Here is a 16,529-nt window from a genome sequence, read left to right on the forward strand (position 1 = left end):
GGGTCTCACCCAGGGAAACGACTAACGCCGCTCGATCGTCACCGATTCGATGACGACGTCGTCCTTGGGACGGTCCATCCTGCCGGTCGGGACGGTGCTGATCCGGTCGACCACGTCGGTGCCCTCGACGACCTTGCCGAAGATGGTGTGGCGGCCGGTCAGGTGCTGCACCTGCCCGATGTTGTCGGTCGTGATGAAGAACTGCGAGCCGTTGGTGCCGGGCCCGGCGTTCGCCATCGCCAGCAGGTACGGCTTGTTGAACCTCAGGTCCGGGTGGAACTCGTCCTTGAACTTGTAGCCCGGGCCGCCGGTGCCGGTGCCCAGCGGGTCCCCGCCCTGGATCATGAAGCCCGGGATGACGCGGTGGAAGACCGTGCCGTTGTACAGCGGCGCCTCGGACTTCGCCCCGGTGCTCGGGTCCGTCCAGACGCGCTTGCCCTCCGCCAGCTCGGTGAAGTTCGCCACCGTCTCCGGTGCCTGCTCCGGGTACAGCTGGATCACGATCTTGCCGAGCGACGTGGTGAGCGTCGCGAAGGTCTCGTTGGCCACGCTGGCCGCCTCCTCGTGAAGTGGATTTTCCGTGCGTTCCCTCGGGTCCCGGCCAGGCCCGGATCCGTCACGGTGCGTGACCAATCGATCGCGCGGGACGGGTTTACCTTCCGGCACTCGGGAAGGCTGCCTGACAGGACCTCGCAAACAGGGAGGTTAGCGTGTCCCTAATGATTAGTATCCGCCGGAAGCCGCAGGACGAGATGCTCACGCGGCTCAGCCGCGTCCAGGAAGCGGCCCGCCAGGGCGCCGGACGCGCCCAGGAGGGCGCCTCCGCCGTGGCGGAGCGGATGATGCCGGCCGCCCAGGACCAGTTGATGGTCGTGCGCGGCTGGAGCGCGCCGCGGCTGCGGATGGCGGCCCGGTACGTGGAGACCGGGCTCGCCCCGCGGGTGAGCGCGTTCCTCGGCGACGTCGCCGAGCGGGTGGAGCCGCCGAAGGCCAGGCCCCGGCGCGGCGCCATGATGGCGATGATGGGCATGGTGGCGGCCGCCGGGATGGCCGGCATCGTGCTGACCAAGCGCGACGCCATGCGCGACATGGCCGGGGGTTCCGGGGAGCACGGGGAGGCCGTCTCGGCCGACTCGATGACGGTCGCCGGTTCCGACGTGGACGGCCAGGTGCCCTCGCCGCACTGACCGTCCGCCCGTCCGCGCGAGCGCGGGGCCCGTGCCGCACCGCCGGCCGGGCCCCGCGTCATGCGTGCCCGCGTCATGGGGTCCGCGCGTTCCGCCGTTAGCTACCAACCGGTACGGTGAACGCCATGTCGCCGAATCCGCGCTCCATGGCGCAGCGTCTGGCCGGCCGGGCCAGGGACCGGGCCCGCCGCGGGCTGCACACGGCGGTGCACGCCGGCTGGCAGTGGGTCCAGCGGCACGGCGAGATCACCCCGCACACGCCGGGCCGGCGCCGCTTCGCCTACCTCGGCGAGGGCGCGTGCATCGGCTTCCCGGTGGGCGCGATCTACGGCGAGCCGTGGATCTCGATCGGCGACCACACGCTCGTCGGCACGCACGTGACGATCTCGGCGGGCTTCGTGCCCGGGCTCGACCTCGGCCCGGACGTCATCGTGAAGATCGGGTCGAGCTGCTCGCTCGGCCGCGGCACCCACATCGTGGGGCACCAGTCGATCGAGATCGGGAACGACGTCTTCACGGGCCCGAACGTCTACATCACCGACCAGAACCACACCTACGGCGACGTCGCGGTGCCGATCGGCCGGCAGTGGCCGGAGAACAACCCGGTGGTGATCGGCGACGGCTGCTGGATCGGCACCGGCGCGATCATCCTCCCGGGGACCCGGCTCGGCCGGAACGTCGCCGTCGCGGGCGGCGCGGTCGTCCGCGGCGAGTTCCCCGACCATGCGGTCATCGGCGGCGTTCCGGCCAAGGTGCTGCGCAGCTACGACGCGGAGAACGGCTGGCAGCCGCCGCTGCGCAACAGCCCGCTGATGTCGCTGGACGAGCTGGCCGCCCTCTCCGTGGACGGCCTGGAGGGCCTCCAGCTCCTGCAGGACAAGCTCCGCGAGGAAGCCGGCTGATCGGAGCCGGCGGCCCCGGGGAGCATGGTTGGTCTGTTCCGGCGCGGCGAATACGGCTCGGGAAATGAGTCCCTTTCAGCGCCGGATGCCCGACCGAAATTCATTACTCTGTCCGCTATGTCTCTTAAGGTGCTAATCGCGCCGCTGCTTGTGGCCGCCGCCTCGCTGACCGCCTGCGGGCAGGGAACCCCTGCCACCCCGGACGCGGCGAAGAGCCCGGCCTCCGCCTCACCGACCGCGGGCGCCGGTGCGGGCGCGTCCCGCCGTCCCGGCGCGATCCGCTCGCTCCGCCCGGTCGCGAAGATCACTTCCGCGTGCGCGCTGCTGACCGCCGCCGAACTGAAGACGCTGCTCGGCGGCGCCTCCAGCCGGACGGCGATCACGGCCACCCCGAAGATCTCCGACGGGGACCACGAGTGCATCTACGGCACCAAGACGGCCAAGCCCTTCGCGCTGATCGTCACCACCAGCAGCACCCGCACGTTCACCCCGCAGAAGTCCATCAACGCCATAGCCAACGCGGCCAACGTCAAGACGCGGAGGGTGCCCGGCATCGGATCCGCCGCGGTGTTCTACATCACCGACGGCGGCATCGGCCTGATCGCGGCCGGCAAGAAGTCCTACGGGCAGACCCGAACCGTGATCTTCAGCGCCCCCAAGGTCGTGCCCGGCCGCAAGTTCGCCGAAGTGGCCCGCCTGGTCATCAGCCGGATCTGAGGCGCCATGCAGGCCGAAGCCCCGTCCGGTGTTCCGGACGGGGCTTCCGCGCGTTTCGGATCAGTTGTAGCGGGCGGCGCGGCGGTCTCCGCCGTCGCGGCGCTTGCCGCCCCCGCCGCTGTAGGAGCGGCGGCTGCCGTGCGAGCCGCCCCCGGACCGGGGACCGCCGCCGCGGCGCTCACCGCCCGCGTACGGACCGCGGTGCTCGCCGTAGCCGCCGCCTTCACGGCGCGGCTCGTACGAGCCCTCGCCGCGGCCCTCGGAGCGCTGCCCGCCGTCCTGCCGGTCGAACGAGCGCCCGCCACGACCGCCGCCGCCGAAGCCGCGGCCGCCCCGGCGCCCGCCCCGGCCGCCCTCGCGGCGCGGCCGCTCGGGGATGAGCGGCTCCTCGATCGGGACGCCGGACGGGACGCGCGCCCCGGTCAGCTTCATGAGCTCGGAGTCGCCGCTGGTCACCCGGACGCGCGGCGCGTTGATGCCGGCGCGGCGGGTCATCGCGGACGTGGACCGGACCTGGTGCGGCAGGACGAGCGTGACGACGGTGCCGCGCTCGCCGGCGCGGGCGGTGCGGCCCGCGCGGTGCATGTAGTCCTTGTGGTCGGCGGGCGGGTCGACGTGCATGACGAGCGACACGTCGTCGACGTGGATGCCGCGGGCGGCGACGTCCGTGGCGACCAGCACGCTGATCGAGCCCTCGCGGAACTCGGCGAGCGTGCGGGTGCGCAGGCCCTGGCTCTTGCCGCCGTGCAGGCCCGCCGCGCGGACGCCCACCTGCGTGAGCTGCTTGGCGAGCCGGTCGACGCCGTGCTTGGTGCGGGCGAACAGGATCGTCCGGCCCTCGCGGTTGGCGATCTCGGCGGTGATCGCGCCCTTCTCCTTGGGCGCCACCAGCAGCAGGTGGTGCTCCATCGTGTCGACGGACTCGTCCACCGGGCCGATCGCGTGCGTCACCGGGTCGTTCAGGTACCGCTTGACGAGGACGTCCACGTCCTTGTCGAGGGTCGCGGAGAACAGCAGCCGCTGCCCGCCGGGCTTGGCGCCGTCCAGGATGTCGGTGACGTCGGGCAGGAAGCCCATGTCGGCCATGTGGTCGGCCTCGTCCAGCACCGCGATCTCGATGTCGGACAGGTCGCAGGCGCCCTGCCGCATCAGGTCCTTGAGGCGGCCGGGCGTGGCGACGAGGACCTCGACGCCGCGGCGCAGCGCGTCGATCTGCTTGAACATCGACGTCTGGCCGATGACGGTCTTGAACTTCAGCCCGAGGCCGCGGCCGAGCGGCTCCAGGTTGGTCTGCACCTGCTGGGCCAGCTCGCGGGTCGGGACGAGGATGAGCGCGAGCGGGCGCTTCGGCGCGGCGCGGCGGCCCGCCAGGCGGGCGAGCAGCGGCAGGCCGAAGGCGAGGGTCTTGCCGGAGCCCGTCTTACCGCGGCCGAGGACGTCGCGTCCCGCCATGACGTCGGGAATCGCGGCGGCCTGGATCGGGAACGGGGCCTCGATGCCCTGGCGGGCCAGGGCGGACACCAGCGCGGCCGGGAGGCCGAGCTCGGCGAAGGTGGGAACCCGCTCGACGTCCGCGGTCGCGCCCTCGGGCGCGGCCGGCATGTCGGCGGACGGGTTCTGTGCAGCAGCAGCTGTGGTCACGCATTACCTTCCGAGAGGGGGGCACGTCTCGGGAGGCACCACGGTGTGATCGCCGGAACGCGATCGGTGGGCTACAAGGACGAGCCTGGCGCCATCGGGGCGCCGAAGAATGATTTGTAGAGTCTAACGTCGGCCGGGTGCCTCCTTATGCCCCGTCCCGGGCGGAACATTCGCCCCGCCGGTCTCAGCATGCGCAGGAGATGCCCGTGACGGGCGCCGTGAGGGCGTCGGGAGACCGGCGGGTGACGGCGCCGGAGGCGGTCGCGACGGGGTATCCCTCGCGCGCCCAGTACTCGAACCCGCCGATCATCTCCTTGACCGGGCGGCCGAGCCTCGCGAACTCCAGGGCGGCCTTCTGCGCGCCGTTGCAGCCCGGTCCCCAGCAGTAGACGACCACGGTCGCGCCCTCAGGGACCAACGCCGCGGCGCGCGCGGCGATTTCCGCGGTCGGCAGGTGGACGGCGCCGTCCACGTGCCCCTGGGCCCAGCTCTCGGTGCTGCGGGTGTCGACGACGACGATCCCGGGCGTCCCGGCGGCGAGGTCGGCGGCCACGTCGGAGGCGTCGGTCTCGAAGGCGAGGCGGGCGGCGAAGTGCCGGCGCGCCTCGTCGGGGCGGGCGGCGGGCACGGCGTTGACGGCGCTCATCGGCGGCTCCTTCTGCTCGTTCGTTCTGGTCGTCCTGCTCTGGTGCCTCGATCCTCGCGCCCGGGGCCCGGTGTCCGGGAGTGGCATGAATGCCGGGTACCGATAACATCGCGCCATGCACCTCGCCGCTCCGGCCCGCCGGCACACCGTCTCGGTGCTGGCGTTCGACGGCATGGCGCCGTTCGAGCTCGGCTCCGTCGTCGAGGTCTTCGGCCTGCCCCGTCCCGAACTCGACGTCCCCTGGTACGACCTGCGGGTCTGCTCTCTGGAGCGCGGCCCGATGCGCGCCGTCGGCGGGTTCACGATGGCCGCCGAGCACGGCCTGGACGCGTTCGCGTCCGCCGACACGGTGATGGTCGTCGCCGTCCCGGACGTCCGCGGCGACCCCGCGCCCGAGGTCGTCGCGGCGCTGCGGGCGGCGCACGCGCGCGGCGCCCGCGTCGTGTCGATCTGCTCCGGCGCGTTCGCGCTGGCCGCCGCCGGCCTTCTGGACGGGCGCGAGGCCACGACGCACTGGCGGTACGCGGACCTGCTGCGGCGCCGCTACCCGGACGTCCGCGTGACCCCGGACGTGCTGTACGTGGACGGCGACGACGTCCTCACCGGCGCGGGCAGCGCCGCGGGGCTCGACATGTGCCTGCACCTGGTCCGCAAGGACCACGGCGCCCGCGTCGCCAACGCGGTCGCGCGCCGCCTGGTCGTCCCGCCGCACCGGGAGGGCGGGCAGGCGCAGTTCGTCGAGGCCGCCGTCACGCCGCCCGCCGAGGACGATCCGGTCGCGCGGAGCATGCGGTGGGCGCTCGACCACCTCGCCGAGCCGATCACCGTCGCGCGGATGGCGCGGGAGGCGCACCTCGCGCCCCGCACCTTCATCCGGCACTTCAACCGGCAGACCGGGACGAGCCCGCTGCGCTGGGTCGTCACGCAGCGGATCATGGCCGCGCTGCCGCTGCTGGAGGACGGCACGGTGCCGATCGAGGAGATCGGCGCGGCGGTCGGCTTCGAGAGCCCGGTGACCTTCCGGCACCATTTCGGGCGCGCCATGCGCACCTCGCCGTCCGCCTACCGCCGCACCTTCCGCGCCACCGCCCCGTCCTGAGGGGGCGCGGCGGGGCCTAAGCGCGGCGGCGTATGAGGATCGCCGCCTTCCGGTTCGCCGCGGGCGACGCCGGGTGGCGGCTCGTCGCCGCCGCCGGAGCTAGCGGCGGACGACCGGCGCCTGCCGGTCGATCTCGCGCCCGAGCACGAGGACCATCTCGTCGAACGCGTCGGCGCCGTACCGGGCGTGGACGGCGGGGTAGACGTTCTTGCGGGCCGCCTCCTTGAGCATCCAGCTCAGCTCCGCGTACGGCACCGGCCGTCCCGCGGCCAGCGCGTCGTGCGCCTGCCGGCTGACCCGGAGCAGCTCCGGGTGCGGGGCGGACTCGGAAAGGATCATGCGCGTGGCGTCCCTCAGCTCCATGCGCGCGAGTCTAGGCGCGCGCGTGCGCGGCGCGTGTGAGGGATGTTACGACGACTCGTAGTACTACAGGCCGTAGTATTCCTTACAGGTCGTAGTACTACAGCTCGTAGTAGATGAGCCGGAGAGGCGTCCGCCCATGGACTCGGTCGACATCGCACGGTGGCAGTTCGGGATCACCACCGTCTACCACTTCCTGTTCGTCCCGCTCACCATCGGACTGTCCGCGCTGGTCGCGGGCCTGGAGACGGCGTGGCTGCGGACCGGCAGGACGCACTACCTGCGGGCCACGAAGTTCTGGGGGAAGCTCTTCCTGATCAACTTCGCGATGGGGATCGTCACCGGCATCGTGCAGGAGTTCCAGTTCGGGATGAACTGGAGCGACTACTCCCGCTTCGTCGGCGACATCTTCGGCGCCCCGCTCGCCATCGAGGGCCTCCTCGCCTTCTTCGTCGAGTCCACCTTCCTCGGCCTGTGGATCTTCGGCTGGGACCGGCTCGACCGCCGGCTCCACAACGCCTGCATCTGGCTCGTCCACATCGGCACCCTGCTGTCGGCGTACTTCATCCTCGCCGCCAACTCGTGGATGCAGCACCCCGTCGGCTACCGGATCGACCACCAGACCGGGCGGGCCGTCCTCACCGACTTCTGGGCCGTCCTCACCAACTCCACGCAGCTCGTCTCGTTCCCGCACACGATCACGGCCGCGTTCGTCACCGGCGGCCTGTTCATGGCGGGCGTCAGCGCCTGGCACCTCGCCCGCCGCAAGAACATCGAGGTCTTCCGCCCGTCGCTGAAGGTCGCCCTCGCCGTCACCGCCGTCGCCTCGATCGGCGTCGCGATCACCGGGGACCTCCAGGGCAAGGTCATGACCGAGCAGCAGCCGATGAAGATGGCCGCCGCCGAGGCCCTCTACAAGACCGAGCAGCCCGCCTCCTTCTCCATCTTCACCGTCGGCACGCCGGACGGCCACAAGGAGGTCTTCGGGATCAAGGTGCCGCGCGTCCTGTCGTTCCTCGCCACCGGCAGCTTCGACGGCGAGGTCAAGGGCATCGACGACGTCCAGGCCGCCGAGGAGGCCCGCTTCGGTCCCGGCGACTACCGGCCCGCCGTGCCCGTCGCCTACTGGAACTTCCGCGTCATGGCCGGCGTCGGGATCCTCACCGCGCTCGTCTCGGTCGCCGGGCTGTGGCTGCTGCGGCGCGGGCGGCTGCCGTCCAACCGCTGGGTGTACCGCGCGGGCGTCCTGTCGCTGACGCTCCCGTTCATCGGCAACTCCGCCGGATGGATCTTCACCGAGACCGGACGGCAGCCCTGGTCGGTGTTCGGCGTGCTCAAGACCTCCGCGAGCGTCTCGCCCGGGGTGTCCCCGACGTCGATGCTCATCTCCGTCGTCTCGCTGACCGCGCTGTACGGCGTCCTCCTGATCATCGAGGTCGGGCTGATGCTCAAGTACGCCAAGGCCGGGCCGCCCACGGAGGACGAGGTGCTGCCCCCGCCGCCGTCAGGCGACGACTCCGACGACGCCGAGCGCTCGCTCGCGTTCGCCTACTGAGGGAGCCGGCCATGGAACTCACCACCGTCTGGTTCGTCATCATCGCCTTCCTGTGGACGAGCTACTTCTTCCTCGAAGGCTTCGACTTCGGCGTCGGGATACTGCTGCCCGTCCTCGGCCGCGACGACGTCGAGCGCCGCGTCGTCATCAACACCATCGGGCCCGTCTGGGACGGCAACGAGGTGTGGTTCATCGTCGCCGGCGCCGCCACGTTCGCCGCGTTCCCCGAGTGGTACGCCACCCTGTTCAGCGGCTTCTACCTGCCGCTGCTCGCCATCCTGCTCTCGCTGATCGTCCGCGGCGTCGCGTTCGAGTACCGCGGCAAGCGGGACGACGCGCGCTGGCGGGCCCGCTGGGACCGGGCGATCTTCTGGGGGAGCCTGCTGCCCGCGTTCCTGTGGGGCGTCGCGTTCTCCAACATCGTCCGCGGCGTGCCGCTGGACGCCTCGCACGAGTTCACTGGGACGCTGCTCGACCTGCTCAACCCGTACGCGCTGCTCGGCGGCCTCACCACGACGGTCCTGTTCGTCCTGCACGGGGCGGTGTTCCTCGCGCTGAAGACGTCCGGCGAGATCCGGTTCCGGGCGCGCCGCGTCGCGGAGATCGCGGTCGTCGCCGCGATCGCCGCCGGCGGGACCTTCCTGCTGATCACCCAGCTCCAGCACGGCAAGCCGGTGACCTGGCTGACCGCCGGGGGCGCCGCCGCCGGGCTGCTGCTCGCCGCCGTCGCGAACCGGCGCGGGCGCGAGGGCTGGGCGTTCATCGGCACCGGCGCCGCCATCGTGCTCGCCGTCGCCACCCTGTTCACCGCGCTGTTCCCGGACGTGATGCCGTCCACGCTCGCGTCCGGCACCCTGACCACGGACAACGCCGCGTCCAGCGACTACACGCTGAAGATCATGACGTGGGTCGCCGCCGCGTTCACCCCGATCGTGCTGATCTACCAGGGCTGGACGTACTGGGTGTTCCGCAGGCGGATCGGCACCGCCCACATCCCGGCCGCGCCGAAGAAGCCGGAGCCGGTGCGGTGAAGCCCCTCGACCCGCGGCTGCTGCGCTACGCCCGGACCACCCGGATCTTCCTGCTGTCGTCCGTGGCGCTCGGCACCGCCACCGCCGCACTGATCATCGCGCAGGCGACGCTCCTCGCCGGCATGCTCACCCGGGCGTTCCTCGGCGGCGCCACGCTCAGCGGGCTGCGCACCCCGATGCTGCTCCTGCTGGCCGTCGTCGCCGGGCGCGCCCTGGTGGCCTGGCTGCAGGAGGTCGCCGCGCACCGCTCGTCCGCCGCCGTGAAGTCGCAACTGCGCGGCCGGCTCCTCGCCCACGCGATGGCGCTCGGGCCGCGCTGGCTGTCCGGCGAGCGCAGCGGCGAGCTCGCCGCCCTCGCCACCCGCGGCATCGACGCGCTCGACGACTACTTCTCCCGCTACCTGCCGCAGCTCGTCCTCGCGGTGATCGTCCCGGCCGCCGTCGGGCTGCGGATCCTGCTCGGCGACTGGCCGTCCGCCGTCACGATCGCCGCGACGCTGCCGCTCATCCCGGTCTTCGCGATCCTCGTCGGGCTCACCACGCAGCGGAAGATGGACCGGCAGTGGCGGACGCTGTCGGTCCTCGCCGCCCACTTCCTCGACGTCGTCGCCGGCCTGCCCACGCTGAAGATCTTCGGCCGGGCGCGCGCGCAGGCCGACCGGATCCGCGAGGTCACCGACCGGCACCGGCGCGCGACCATGGCGACGCTGCGGGTCGCGTTCCTGTCCGCCCTCGTGCTCGAACTGCTGTCGACGCTGTCGGTCGCGCTCGTCGCCGTGTCGATCGGGCTGCGGCTCGTCGACGGCGGGCTCGGGCTGGAGACGGCCCTGCTCGTCCTGGTCCTGGCGCCCGAGGCGTACCTGCCGCTGCGGCAGGTCGGCGCGCAGTACCACGCGAGCGTCGAGGGCCTCACCGCCGCGTCCCGGATCTTCGAGGTCCTCGAGACCCCGGTGCCCGCCGCCGGCACCCGGTCGGACGTCCCGGACCTGTCCCGCGCGACGCTCCGGCTGGACGGGGTCACGGTCGCCTATCCCGGACGCGACGTCCCCGCCCTCGACGGCTTCTCGCTGACCGTCCACCCCGGCGAGACCGTCGCGCTCGTCGGGCCGAGCGGCGCCGGGAAGTCGACCGTGCTGTCAGTGCTGCTCGGATTCGTCCGGCCGGACGCCGGACGCGTCCTCGCCGACTGGGACGACGTCGCCGGCTTCGCCCCGGACGCCTGGCGCGACCGGATCGCCTGGGTCCCCCAGCGCCCCTACCTGTTCGCCGGGACGGTCGCCGACAACATCCGGCTCGGCCGCCCGGACGCCTCCGGCGCGGACGTGCGGGCCGCCGCCGAGGCCGCGAACGCGCTGGAGTTCATCGAAGCCCTGCCCGGCGGGTTCGACACGGAGCTCGGCGACCGGGGCGCCGGCCTGTCGGCGGGCCAGCGCCAGCGCATCGCCCTCGCCCGCGCGTTCCTGCGCGACGCGCCGCTCCTCCTGCTGGACGAGCCCACCTCCAACCTCGACGCCGAAAGCGAGGCCGCGGTGATCGACGCCGTCGAGCGCCTCAGGGCCGGCCGGACCGTGCTGCTCGTCGCGCACCGCCCGGCCCTGGCCACCCTTGCCGACCGGGTGGTCACCGTCGAGCCCGCGGCGGTGGCGGCATGATCCTCCGGCTCATCCGGCTCGCCCGCCCCGCGCGGGGACGGCTGCTGCTCGCCGTCCTGTTCGGCGTGCTCGCCCTCGGCAGCGGCGTCGGCCTCATGGCGACCTCCGCATGGCTCATCTCCCGCGCGGCCCAGCACCCGCCCGTCCTGATGCTGATGGTCGCGATCGTCGCCGTCCGCGCATTCGGGCTCGGCCGCGGCGTGTTCCGCTACGCCGAACGCCTCGTCGGCCATGACGCGACCTTCCGCATCCTGGCCGACCTGCGCGCGCGCGTGTACGAACGGCTGGAGCGGCTCGCCCCCGGCGGGCTCCCCGCCTTCCGCGGCGGCGACCTGCTGAACCGCCTCGTCGCCGACGTCGACGCCGTCCAGGACCTCTTCCTCCGCGTCCTGCTGCCGTGCACGGTCGCCGCCGTCGTCGGCGGCGCGTCCGTCGGGCTCGCGTGGGCCCTGCTCCCGTCGGCGGGCGTCATCCTGCTGCTCGCGCTGCTGCTCGCCGGCGTCGCCGCGCCCTGGCTGTCGTCCGCGACGGCGCGCCGCGCCGAGCGCCGCACCACCGACCTGCGCGGCGACCTCGCGTCCCACGTCGTCGACACCCTCCAGGGCGCCCCCGAGCTCATCGCCTACGGCGCCGCGCCCGCGCGGCTCGCCGAGGCCGCCCGCCTGGACCGCGACTTCACCCGCGTCACCGCCCGTTCCGCCGCGTCCACCGGCCTCGGCGCGGCCGTCTCCGCCCTCGCCGGCGGGCTGGCCGTGTGGGGCTCGCTCGCCGTGGGCGTTCCCGCCGTCCGGTCCGGCGCGCTCGACGGGATCCTGCTCGCCGTGATCGTCCTGCTCCCGCTGGCCGCGTTCGAGGTCGTCGCGGGCCTGCCGCTGGCCGCCCAGCACCTCGAACGGGTCCGCCGCTCCGCCGCCCGGATCTTCGCGGTGCTCGACGCCCCGCCCCCTGTGGAGGAGCCGTCCGACCCGTCGCCGCTGCCCGCCGCGCCGTACACCCTCCAGGTCGAGGACCTCCGGGCCCGGTGGACGCCCACCGCCCCCTACGCCCTCGACGGGATCTCCCTGAGCCTCGCGCCGGGCCGCCGCTGCGCGATCGTCGGGCCGTCCGGCTCCGGCAAGACGACCCTGACCTCCGTCCTGCTCCGCTTCCTGGAACCCGCGTCCGGCTCGGTGACCCTCAACGGCACCGACCTGCGCGCGCTGACCGGCGACGACGTCCGGACGGTCATCGGCCTGTGCGCGCAGGACGCGCACCTGTTCGACTCGACGATCGGCGAGAACGTCCGGCTCGCCCGCCCCGCCGCCACCGACGCCGAGATCCGCGACGCCCTGCGCCGCGCGCGCCTCCTCGACTGGGTCGAGTCGCTGCCCAGCGGCCTCGACACCCGCGTCGGCGAGCACGGCGCCCAGGTGTCCGGCGGCCAGCGCCAGCGCATCGCCCTGGCCCGCGCCCTCCTCGCCGGCTTCCCCGTCCTGCTCCTCGACGAGCCCGCCGAGCACCTCGACACCGCGACCGCCGACGAGCTCACCGCCGACCTCCTCACCGCCACCGAAGGCCGCACGACCATGCTCGTCACCCACCGCCTCACCGGCCTGGACGCCGTCGACGAGATCATCGTCCTCGACGGGGGCCGGGTCGCCGACCGCGGCACCCATGCCGAGCTGATCTCCCGTCCCGGCCTTTACCGCACCCTCTGGCAGCGCGAGACCGAGCCTCCGGTCACCCCGGGACGCGGACCCCGGCCTCGGGCGACGCGTCTCCCGTGACACCGGACGGCTCCCGGCGCCACGGCAGGAATGCGCACGCCCCGATGAGCAGCACCCCCGCCACCGCGATCGCGGCCCGCACGCCCACGATCCCGCCCAGAACACCCCACAGCGCCGTGAGGACGGCGATGGCGGTGCGCGAGCTGACCGTCCACGCGGTGACCATCCGGGCGACCTTCCCGGCCTCGACCAGCTCCAGCCTCCGCGTGGCGTAGATCGGGTTGAACACCCCCATGCAGGTGATGATCCCCAGCTCCATCGCCATCACCAGCAGCAGCGCCCCGATCCCCGTCCCGACGAACGCGAGCCCGACCAGCCACACCGCCCGGCCGACCCCGAACACCAGCATGATCGTGCGCCGCCCGTACCGCTTGACGAGCGGCCGCGAGACCCGCGCCCCGGCGATCCCGCCGAGGCACGGCACCCCGAACGCCAGCCCGTACTCCAGCGGCGAGAACCCCAGGTCGTGCAGCATCAGATAGGTCAGCAGCGGAGCCGTCGCCATGATGAGCGCCCCGGTGAGCACGCTGTTGGCGAACAGCAGCCGCAGCTCCCGCTCCGCCGCGATCACCCGCCACCCCTCGCCGATCTCCGCCCACCGCGACGCGCCGCCCGCCCGCACCGGCGGCTCCGCCTCCGGCGCCGCGATCCTCCTGATCCCCAGCGCCGACAGCACGTAGCTGACCGCGTCCAGCAGCACCGTCACCACCGGCCCCAGCACCCCGATCAGCGCCCCGCCCGCCGGCGGCCCCACCGCCGTCGCCATCCACTGCACCGTCTCGAACCGGCCGTTCGCCTCCATCAGCAGACGCTGCGGCACCAACTCCTTGAGATGCGCGCCGCTCGCCCCCCGGAACACGATGTCCGCCAGCGCGACGACCACCGCCACCACCAGCAGATGCGCGTACGTCAACGACCCGAAGGCGTACGCGGCCGGCACCGTCACCAGCACCGCGAACCGCACCAGGTCCGCCCGGACCATCAACCGCCGCTTGTACTGGAACTCGATCCACGGCCCCAGCGGCACCGCGAGCAGCGCCGCCGCCGTCCCGCTCGTCGCGGCGATCATGGACACCTGCGCGGGCCCCACGTGCAGCGCCAGCACCGCGATCAGCGGGAACGCGTCCAGCGCCAGCAACGTCCCCAGCGTGCTGACCGCGTACGCACGCCACAACCACGCGAAATCCCGTCCGAGCACGGCGCCCCCCTTGTCCGCCGCCGATCCAACACCCGCCGCCGCCGCTCCCACAAACAACCGCCCGACCCGCCCCACAACCCCCGGTTGTGCGCTTGACGCCACACCGAGCACCGGGAGACTGGCAGGGTGATGGTGAAGACACTGCGCCCCCGCGACTACAACGAGGCGCTCCACGTAGGGCACTTCTTCCGCAACAAGCGCGTCCCCGTCGTCATGGACCTGACGGCCCTGACCGACGACGTGGCGAAGCAGTTCGTCGACTTCGCCGCCGGCCTCGTCTTCGGCCGCGGCGGCGACATGGACCGCATCGCCCCGAAGATCTTCCTTCTCGTCCCCGCGGGCCAGCCCCGCCCCACCGTCGTCCCCGACCCCTCACCGACCGCCTGAAGCCCCCAGCAACGGCTCGATGACCTGGTAAAGGCACTCGGCGACATCGGGACGGTCCCGAAACTCGTCCTCCAGAAGGGCGCGCCAGCACCCGGCCTCTCTGAAATAGACGTCGTCCCGCTCCAACCGCAGGCGGGTCTCCAGCAACCGGGCCTCGTACCTCGCCCCGAGGCACCGGCCGACCTCTCCGCACAACCACCAGCAGAGATCGCTGCCCGCCGCCGACACCAGCACACGCGCCGCGTCGAACGCGACCCGCTGCGGACTGACGCCTCCCACTCCCCGAAACTACGCCCGCCCACACCGGCCGTCGATGGCGCGACCCGCCTCCGCCGCTGCGGGCCAACGTCGCCTCCGCGGTTCCCGCTGTGTGGACGCTCGCATATGGGGTCGAGCTTCTCAACGATGTCGAACCGGAACGCGCCCCGGTTGACTCGAGAGCACCACGGAAACCCCACGATCGGACGACCTGATGAAGTTCTCTTTCGCCGCCGCCTCGGCCACCCTTTCGATCATCATGGCCGCCGGAATGGCCGGCACGTTCTTCGGCTTCTCCACCGGCGTCATGCCGGGCCTGAACGGCGCGAGGCCGGCCTCGGCGATCGACGCCATGCAGACCATCAACCAGCGCATCCAGAACCCGCTGTTCGTCGGCATGTTCATGCTGCTGCCCGTGCTCGCGGCCGTCGCCGGGGTCCTGCTGATGACGATGAACCAGAAGGCCGCCGGCATCCTGTTCCTGGCCGCGGCCGCCGTGTACGTGCTCGGCGCGCTGTTCCCCAGCTTCGCCGTCAACATCCCCATGAACAACGACCTGGACGGCGTGCACATCCCCAAGCACGCCGCCGAAGCGGCCGAGATCTGGAAGGACTACTCCGGCCGCTGGACCGCCTGGAACACCGTCCGCGCCGTGTCCAGCTGGATCAGCCTCCTCGCAATGGCCGCCGGCACCTACCTCTGGGGCAAGAACTGACCACCCCACCGCCCCGCCGGCCCGTGCTCCCGAGCACGGGCCGCACCCACTTCTGCCGGCGATGCCACTCGCCCACCGAGCCCCGTCCCCGCCATCCTGACCGCCGAGGCCTATCGTCAAAGTGCTACGACCTCGACCCGGCAACCCTCATCGTCGACATCACCGAAACGAAGGACGGCCTCGGTGGCGTCGGGTGTACGTACGGGGTCCCTTTCGTACACCGCTTGGCGAGCCCACGGTGTGGCGTGACCGATGATTTTCCCGCGCCGTGCTGGTCTGTACGCCGAGTACCGGCTCACAGGAGGCTGACGCCATGCGGAAACTGACCTTCGGCATGAACCTGACCCTGGACGGCTACATCGCCGCGCCCGGCGACGACATCGGCTGGGGCGTACCGAGCGACGAACTGTTCCAGTGGTGGTCCGACCGGGTGGGGGCGACCGGCCTGGCGCTGTACGGGCGCAAACTGTGGGAGACGATGAGCTCCCACTGGCCGACCGCCGACCAGCAGCCCGGCGCCACACCTGCGGAGATCGAGTTCGCGCACCGCTGGCGGGACATGCCGAAGGTGGTGTTCTCCTCCACGATCAGCACGGTCGACTGGAATGCCCGCCTGGTCACCGGCGACGCGGTCACCGAGATCACCCGGCTCAAGGCCGAGGACGGTGGCCCCATGGACATCGGCGGCGCCACACTCGCCGCAGCGGCGATGCGTGCCGGGCTGATCGACGAGTACGTGCTGGTCACCGCACCGGTCTTGGTGGGCAGCGGCACGCCGTTCTTCACGGCGCTGGACAACTGGGTGAACCTGACCCTGGTGGAGACCCGGAGGTTCCCCGACGGCGTACTCCTGACCAGGTACGAGACCAGGCGCTGAGTACCCACCCTGCGATCGGCCCGCGCTTCAAACCACCCAAGGACCTCGTGGCGCCGTGTTCCGAAGGGATCGTGATACCCGTCCCGGATCAAGGCTGTTGTGTACCGGCCAAGACAACCGCATCGGGCGGCGCAGCCCCTGGCCCGAGCCCGCTCAACCAAGTCTCGCGCGGATCTCGCTGGCCTGTTCCCGAGCAGCCTCCGCCTCTGCGGCCGCTTGCTCCCGGTCCGACTCGAACAAGAGCCGCTGCGCCAGCTCATCGAGTACATCCGCCATCTCGTCCCGCCATTCGGCGAACGCGAGCGACTGAACCTCCGCTGGTCGACGAGCACGCACCTCGCGCAGCCGCTTCAAGGAACACTTAAGAGCGTGTCTCACGTGGATCCGACCGCCGGTGTGCGGCATGATTTGGGGGCATGTCGTCGGATCTTGCGCTGCGGCTGGTGCCGGACGAGTTGTGGGCGATTGTTGAGCCGTTGATTCCGGGGTTCACGCCGCGTCGGCAGGGTGGCGGCACGGCGCCGGTGGATGATCGGGC

18 protein-coding genes are annotated in these 16,529 nt (G+C 72.3%); 11 read left to right on the top strand and 7 right to left on the bottom strand.

What is annotated here, in order from left to right; translation table 11 throughout:
- Window positions 1–21: 21 nt before the first annotated feature.
- A complete protein-coding gene (locus J4557_RS23415; RefSeq protein ID WP_208268861.1) occupies window positions 22–549 on the bottom strand; it encodes a peptidylprolyl isomerase in 528 nt (175 codons plus the stop codon).
- A gap of 170 nt (window positions 550–719) precedes the next feature.
- On the opposite strand from J4557_RS23415, the gene J4557_RS23420 reads away from it, so the two are divergent.
- From J4557_RS23420 to J4557_RS23430, 3 genes are all read left to right on the top strand, one after another.
- Complete coding sequence (locus J4557_RS23420; RefSeq protein WP_208268862.1) at window positions 720–1,187, top strand: hypothetical protein; 468 nt, start codon at window positions 720–722, stop codon at window positions 1,185–1,187.
- 125 nt (window positions 1,188–1,312) lie between these two features.
- On the top strand, window positions 1,313–2,089 hold the full coding sequence (locus J4557_RS23425; RefSeq protein ID WP_208268863.1) for an acyltransferase: 777 nt from the start codon (window positions 1,313–1,315) through the stop codon (window positions 2,087–2,089).
- A gap of 117 nt (window positions 2,090–2,206) precedes the next feature.
- On the top strand, window positions 2,207–2,806 hold the full coding sequence (locus J4557_RS23430; RefSeq protein ID WP_208268864.1) for a DUF3558 domain-containing protein: 600 nt from the start codon (window positions 2,207–2,209) through the stop codon (window positions 2,804–2,806).
- A gap of 60 nt (window positions 2,807–2,866) precedes the next feature.
- On the opposite strand, the gene J4557_RS23435 is transcribed toward J4557_RS23430, so the two are convergent.
- Both J4557_RS23435 and J4557_RS23440 read right to left on the bottom strand, forming a co-directional pair.
- On the bottom strand, window positions 2,867–4,408 hold the full coding sequence (locus tag J4557_RS23435) for a DEAD/DEAH box helicase (protein ID WP_208268895.1): 1,542 nt from the start codon (window positions 4,406–4,408) through the stop codon (window positions 2,867–2,869).
- A gap of 223 nt (window positions 4,409–4,631) precedes the next feature.
- The gene (locus tag J4557_RS23440) at window positions 4,632–5,093 is read right to left on the bottom strand and encodes a rhodanese-like domain-containing protein (protein ID WP_208268865.1); all 462 of its coding nucleotides are present in this window, start codon (window positions 5,091–5,093) and stop codon (window positions 4,632–4,634) included.
- 115 nt (window positions 5,094–5,208) lie between these two features.
- Between J4557_RS23440 and J4557_RS23445 the strand changes: the two genes are divergently transcribed.
- The gene (locus tag J4557_RS23445; protein WP_208268866.1) at window positions 5,209–6,192 is read left to right on the top strand and encodes a helix-turn-helix domain-containing protein; all 984 of its coding nucleotides are present in this window, start codon (window positions 5,209–5,211) and stop codon (window positions 6,190–6,192) included.
- A 99-nt stretch (window positions 6,193–6,291) separates the two neighbouring features.
- Here the strand turns inward: J4557_RS23445 and J4557_RS23450 are convergent, their stop codons facing one another.
- A complete protein-coding gene (locus tag J4557_RS23450; RefSeq protein WP_208268867.1) occupies window positions 6,292–6,555 on the bottom strand; it encodes a hypothetical protein in 264 nt (87 codons plus the stop codon).
- Window positions 6,556–6,691: 136 nt separating this feature from the next.
- Here J4557_RS23450 and J4557_RS23455 point away from each other — a divergent pair, with 136 nt between their 5' ends.
- Genes J4557_RS23455 through cydC form a run of 4 tightly spaced genes read left to right on the top strand, consistent with a single transcriptional unit; the run spans window position 6,692 to window position 12,556 of the window.
- A complete protein-coding gene (locus J4557_RS23455; protein WP_208268868.1) occupies window positions 6,692–8,107 on the top strand; it encodes a cytochrome ubiquinol oxidase subunit I in 1,416 nt (471 codons plus the stop codon).
- 11 nt (window positions 8,108–8,118) lie between these two features.
- Window positions 8,119–9,138 (top strand): cytochrome d ubiquinol oxidase subunit II, encoded by a 1,020-nt coding sequence (gene cydB / locus J4557_RS23460; RefSeq protein WP_208268869.1) that lies wholly within the window; start codon window positions 8,119–8,121, stop codon window positions 9,136–9,138.
- Window positions 9,135–10,790, top strand: coding sequence for a thiol reductant ABC exporter subunit CydD (gene cydD, locus J4557_RS23465; protein WP_208268870.1), 1,656 nt, complete (start codon window positions 9,135–9,137; stop codon window positions 10,788–10,790). The genes cydB and cydD overlap by 4 nt, the downstream gene beginning before the upstream one ends.
- Window positions 10,787–12,556, top strand: a complete 1,770-nt coding sequence (gene cydC, locus J4557_RS23470; protein WP_208268871.1) for a thiol reductant ABC exporter subunit CydC — start codon at window positions 10,787–10,789, stop codon at window positions 12,554–12,556. The genes cydD and cydC overlap by 4 nt, the downstream gene beginning before the upstream one ends.
- Here cydC and J4557_RS23475 read toward each other — a convergent pair.
- Window positions 12,510–13,754, bottom strand: coding sequence for an MFS transporter (locus tag J4557_RS23475; protein ID WP_307800151.1), 1,245 nt, complete (start codon window positions 13,752–13,754; stop codon window positions 12,510–12,512). The genes cydC and J4557_RS23475 overlap by 47 nt on opposite strands.
- A 129-nt stretch (window positions 13,755–13,883) precedes the next feature.
- Between J4557_RS23475 and J4557_RS23480 the strand changes: the two genes are divergently transcribed.
- Window positions 13,884–14,141, top strand: coding sequence for a cell division protein SepF (locus J4557_RS23480; protein ID WP_243776246.1), 258 nt, complete (start codon window positions 13,884–13,886; stop codon window positions 14,139–14,141).
- On the opposite strand, the gene J4557_RS23485 is transcribed toward J4557_RS23480, so the two are convergent.
- A complete protein-coding gene (locus tag J4557_RS23485) occupies window positions 14,127–14,420 on the bottom strand; it encodes a hypothetical protein (RefSeq protein ID WP_208268873.1) in 294 nt (97 codons plus the stop codon). The two genes, J4557_RS23480 and J4557_RS23485, sit on opposite strands and share 15 nt — an antisense overlap.
- Window positions 14,421–14,613: 193 nt before the next feature.
- Between J4557_RS23485 and J4557_RS23490 the strand changes: the two genes are divergently transcribed.
- Together J4557_RS23490 and J4557_RS23495 are read left to right on the top strand one after the other, a co-directional pair.
- Window positions 14,614–15,114, top strand: a complete 501-nt coding sequence (locus tag J4557_RS23490) for an anthrone oxygenase family protein (protein WP_208268874.1) — start codon at window positions 14,614–14,616, stop codon at window positions 15,112–15,114.
- A 313-nt stretch (window positions 15,115–15,427) separates the two neighbouring features.
- Complete coding sequence (locus J4557_RS23495) at window positions 15,428–15,991, top strand: dihydrofolate reductase family protein (protein WP_208268875.1); 564 nt, start codon at window positions 15,428–15,430, stop codon at window positions 15,989–15,991.
- A gap of 153 nt (window positions 15,992–16,144) precedes the next feature.
- Here J4557_RS23495 and J4557_RS23500 read toward each other — a convergent pair whose 3' ends face one another.
- Entirely contained in the window at window positions 16,145–16,345 is a 201-nt protein-coding gene (locus J4557_RS23500; RefSeq protein ID WP_208268876.1) for a hypothetical protein, read from the bottom strand.
- Window positions 16,346–16,529: the final 184 nt, after the last annotated feature.

Source organism: Actinomadura nitritigenes, assembly GCF_017573545.1.
Lineage (GTDB): Bacteria > Actinomycetota > Actinomycetes > Streptosporangiales > Streptosporangiaceae > Spirillospora > Spirillospora nitritigenes.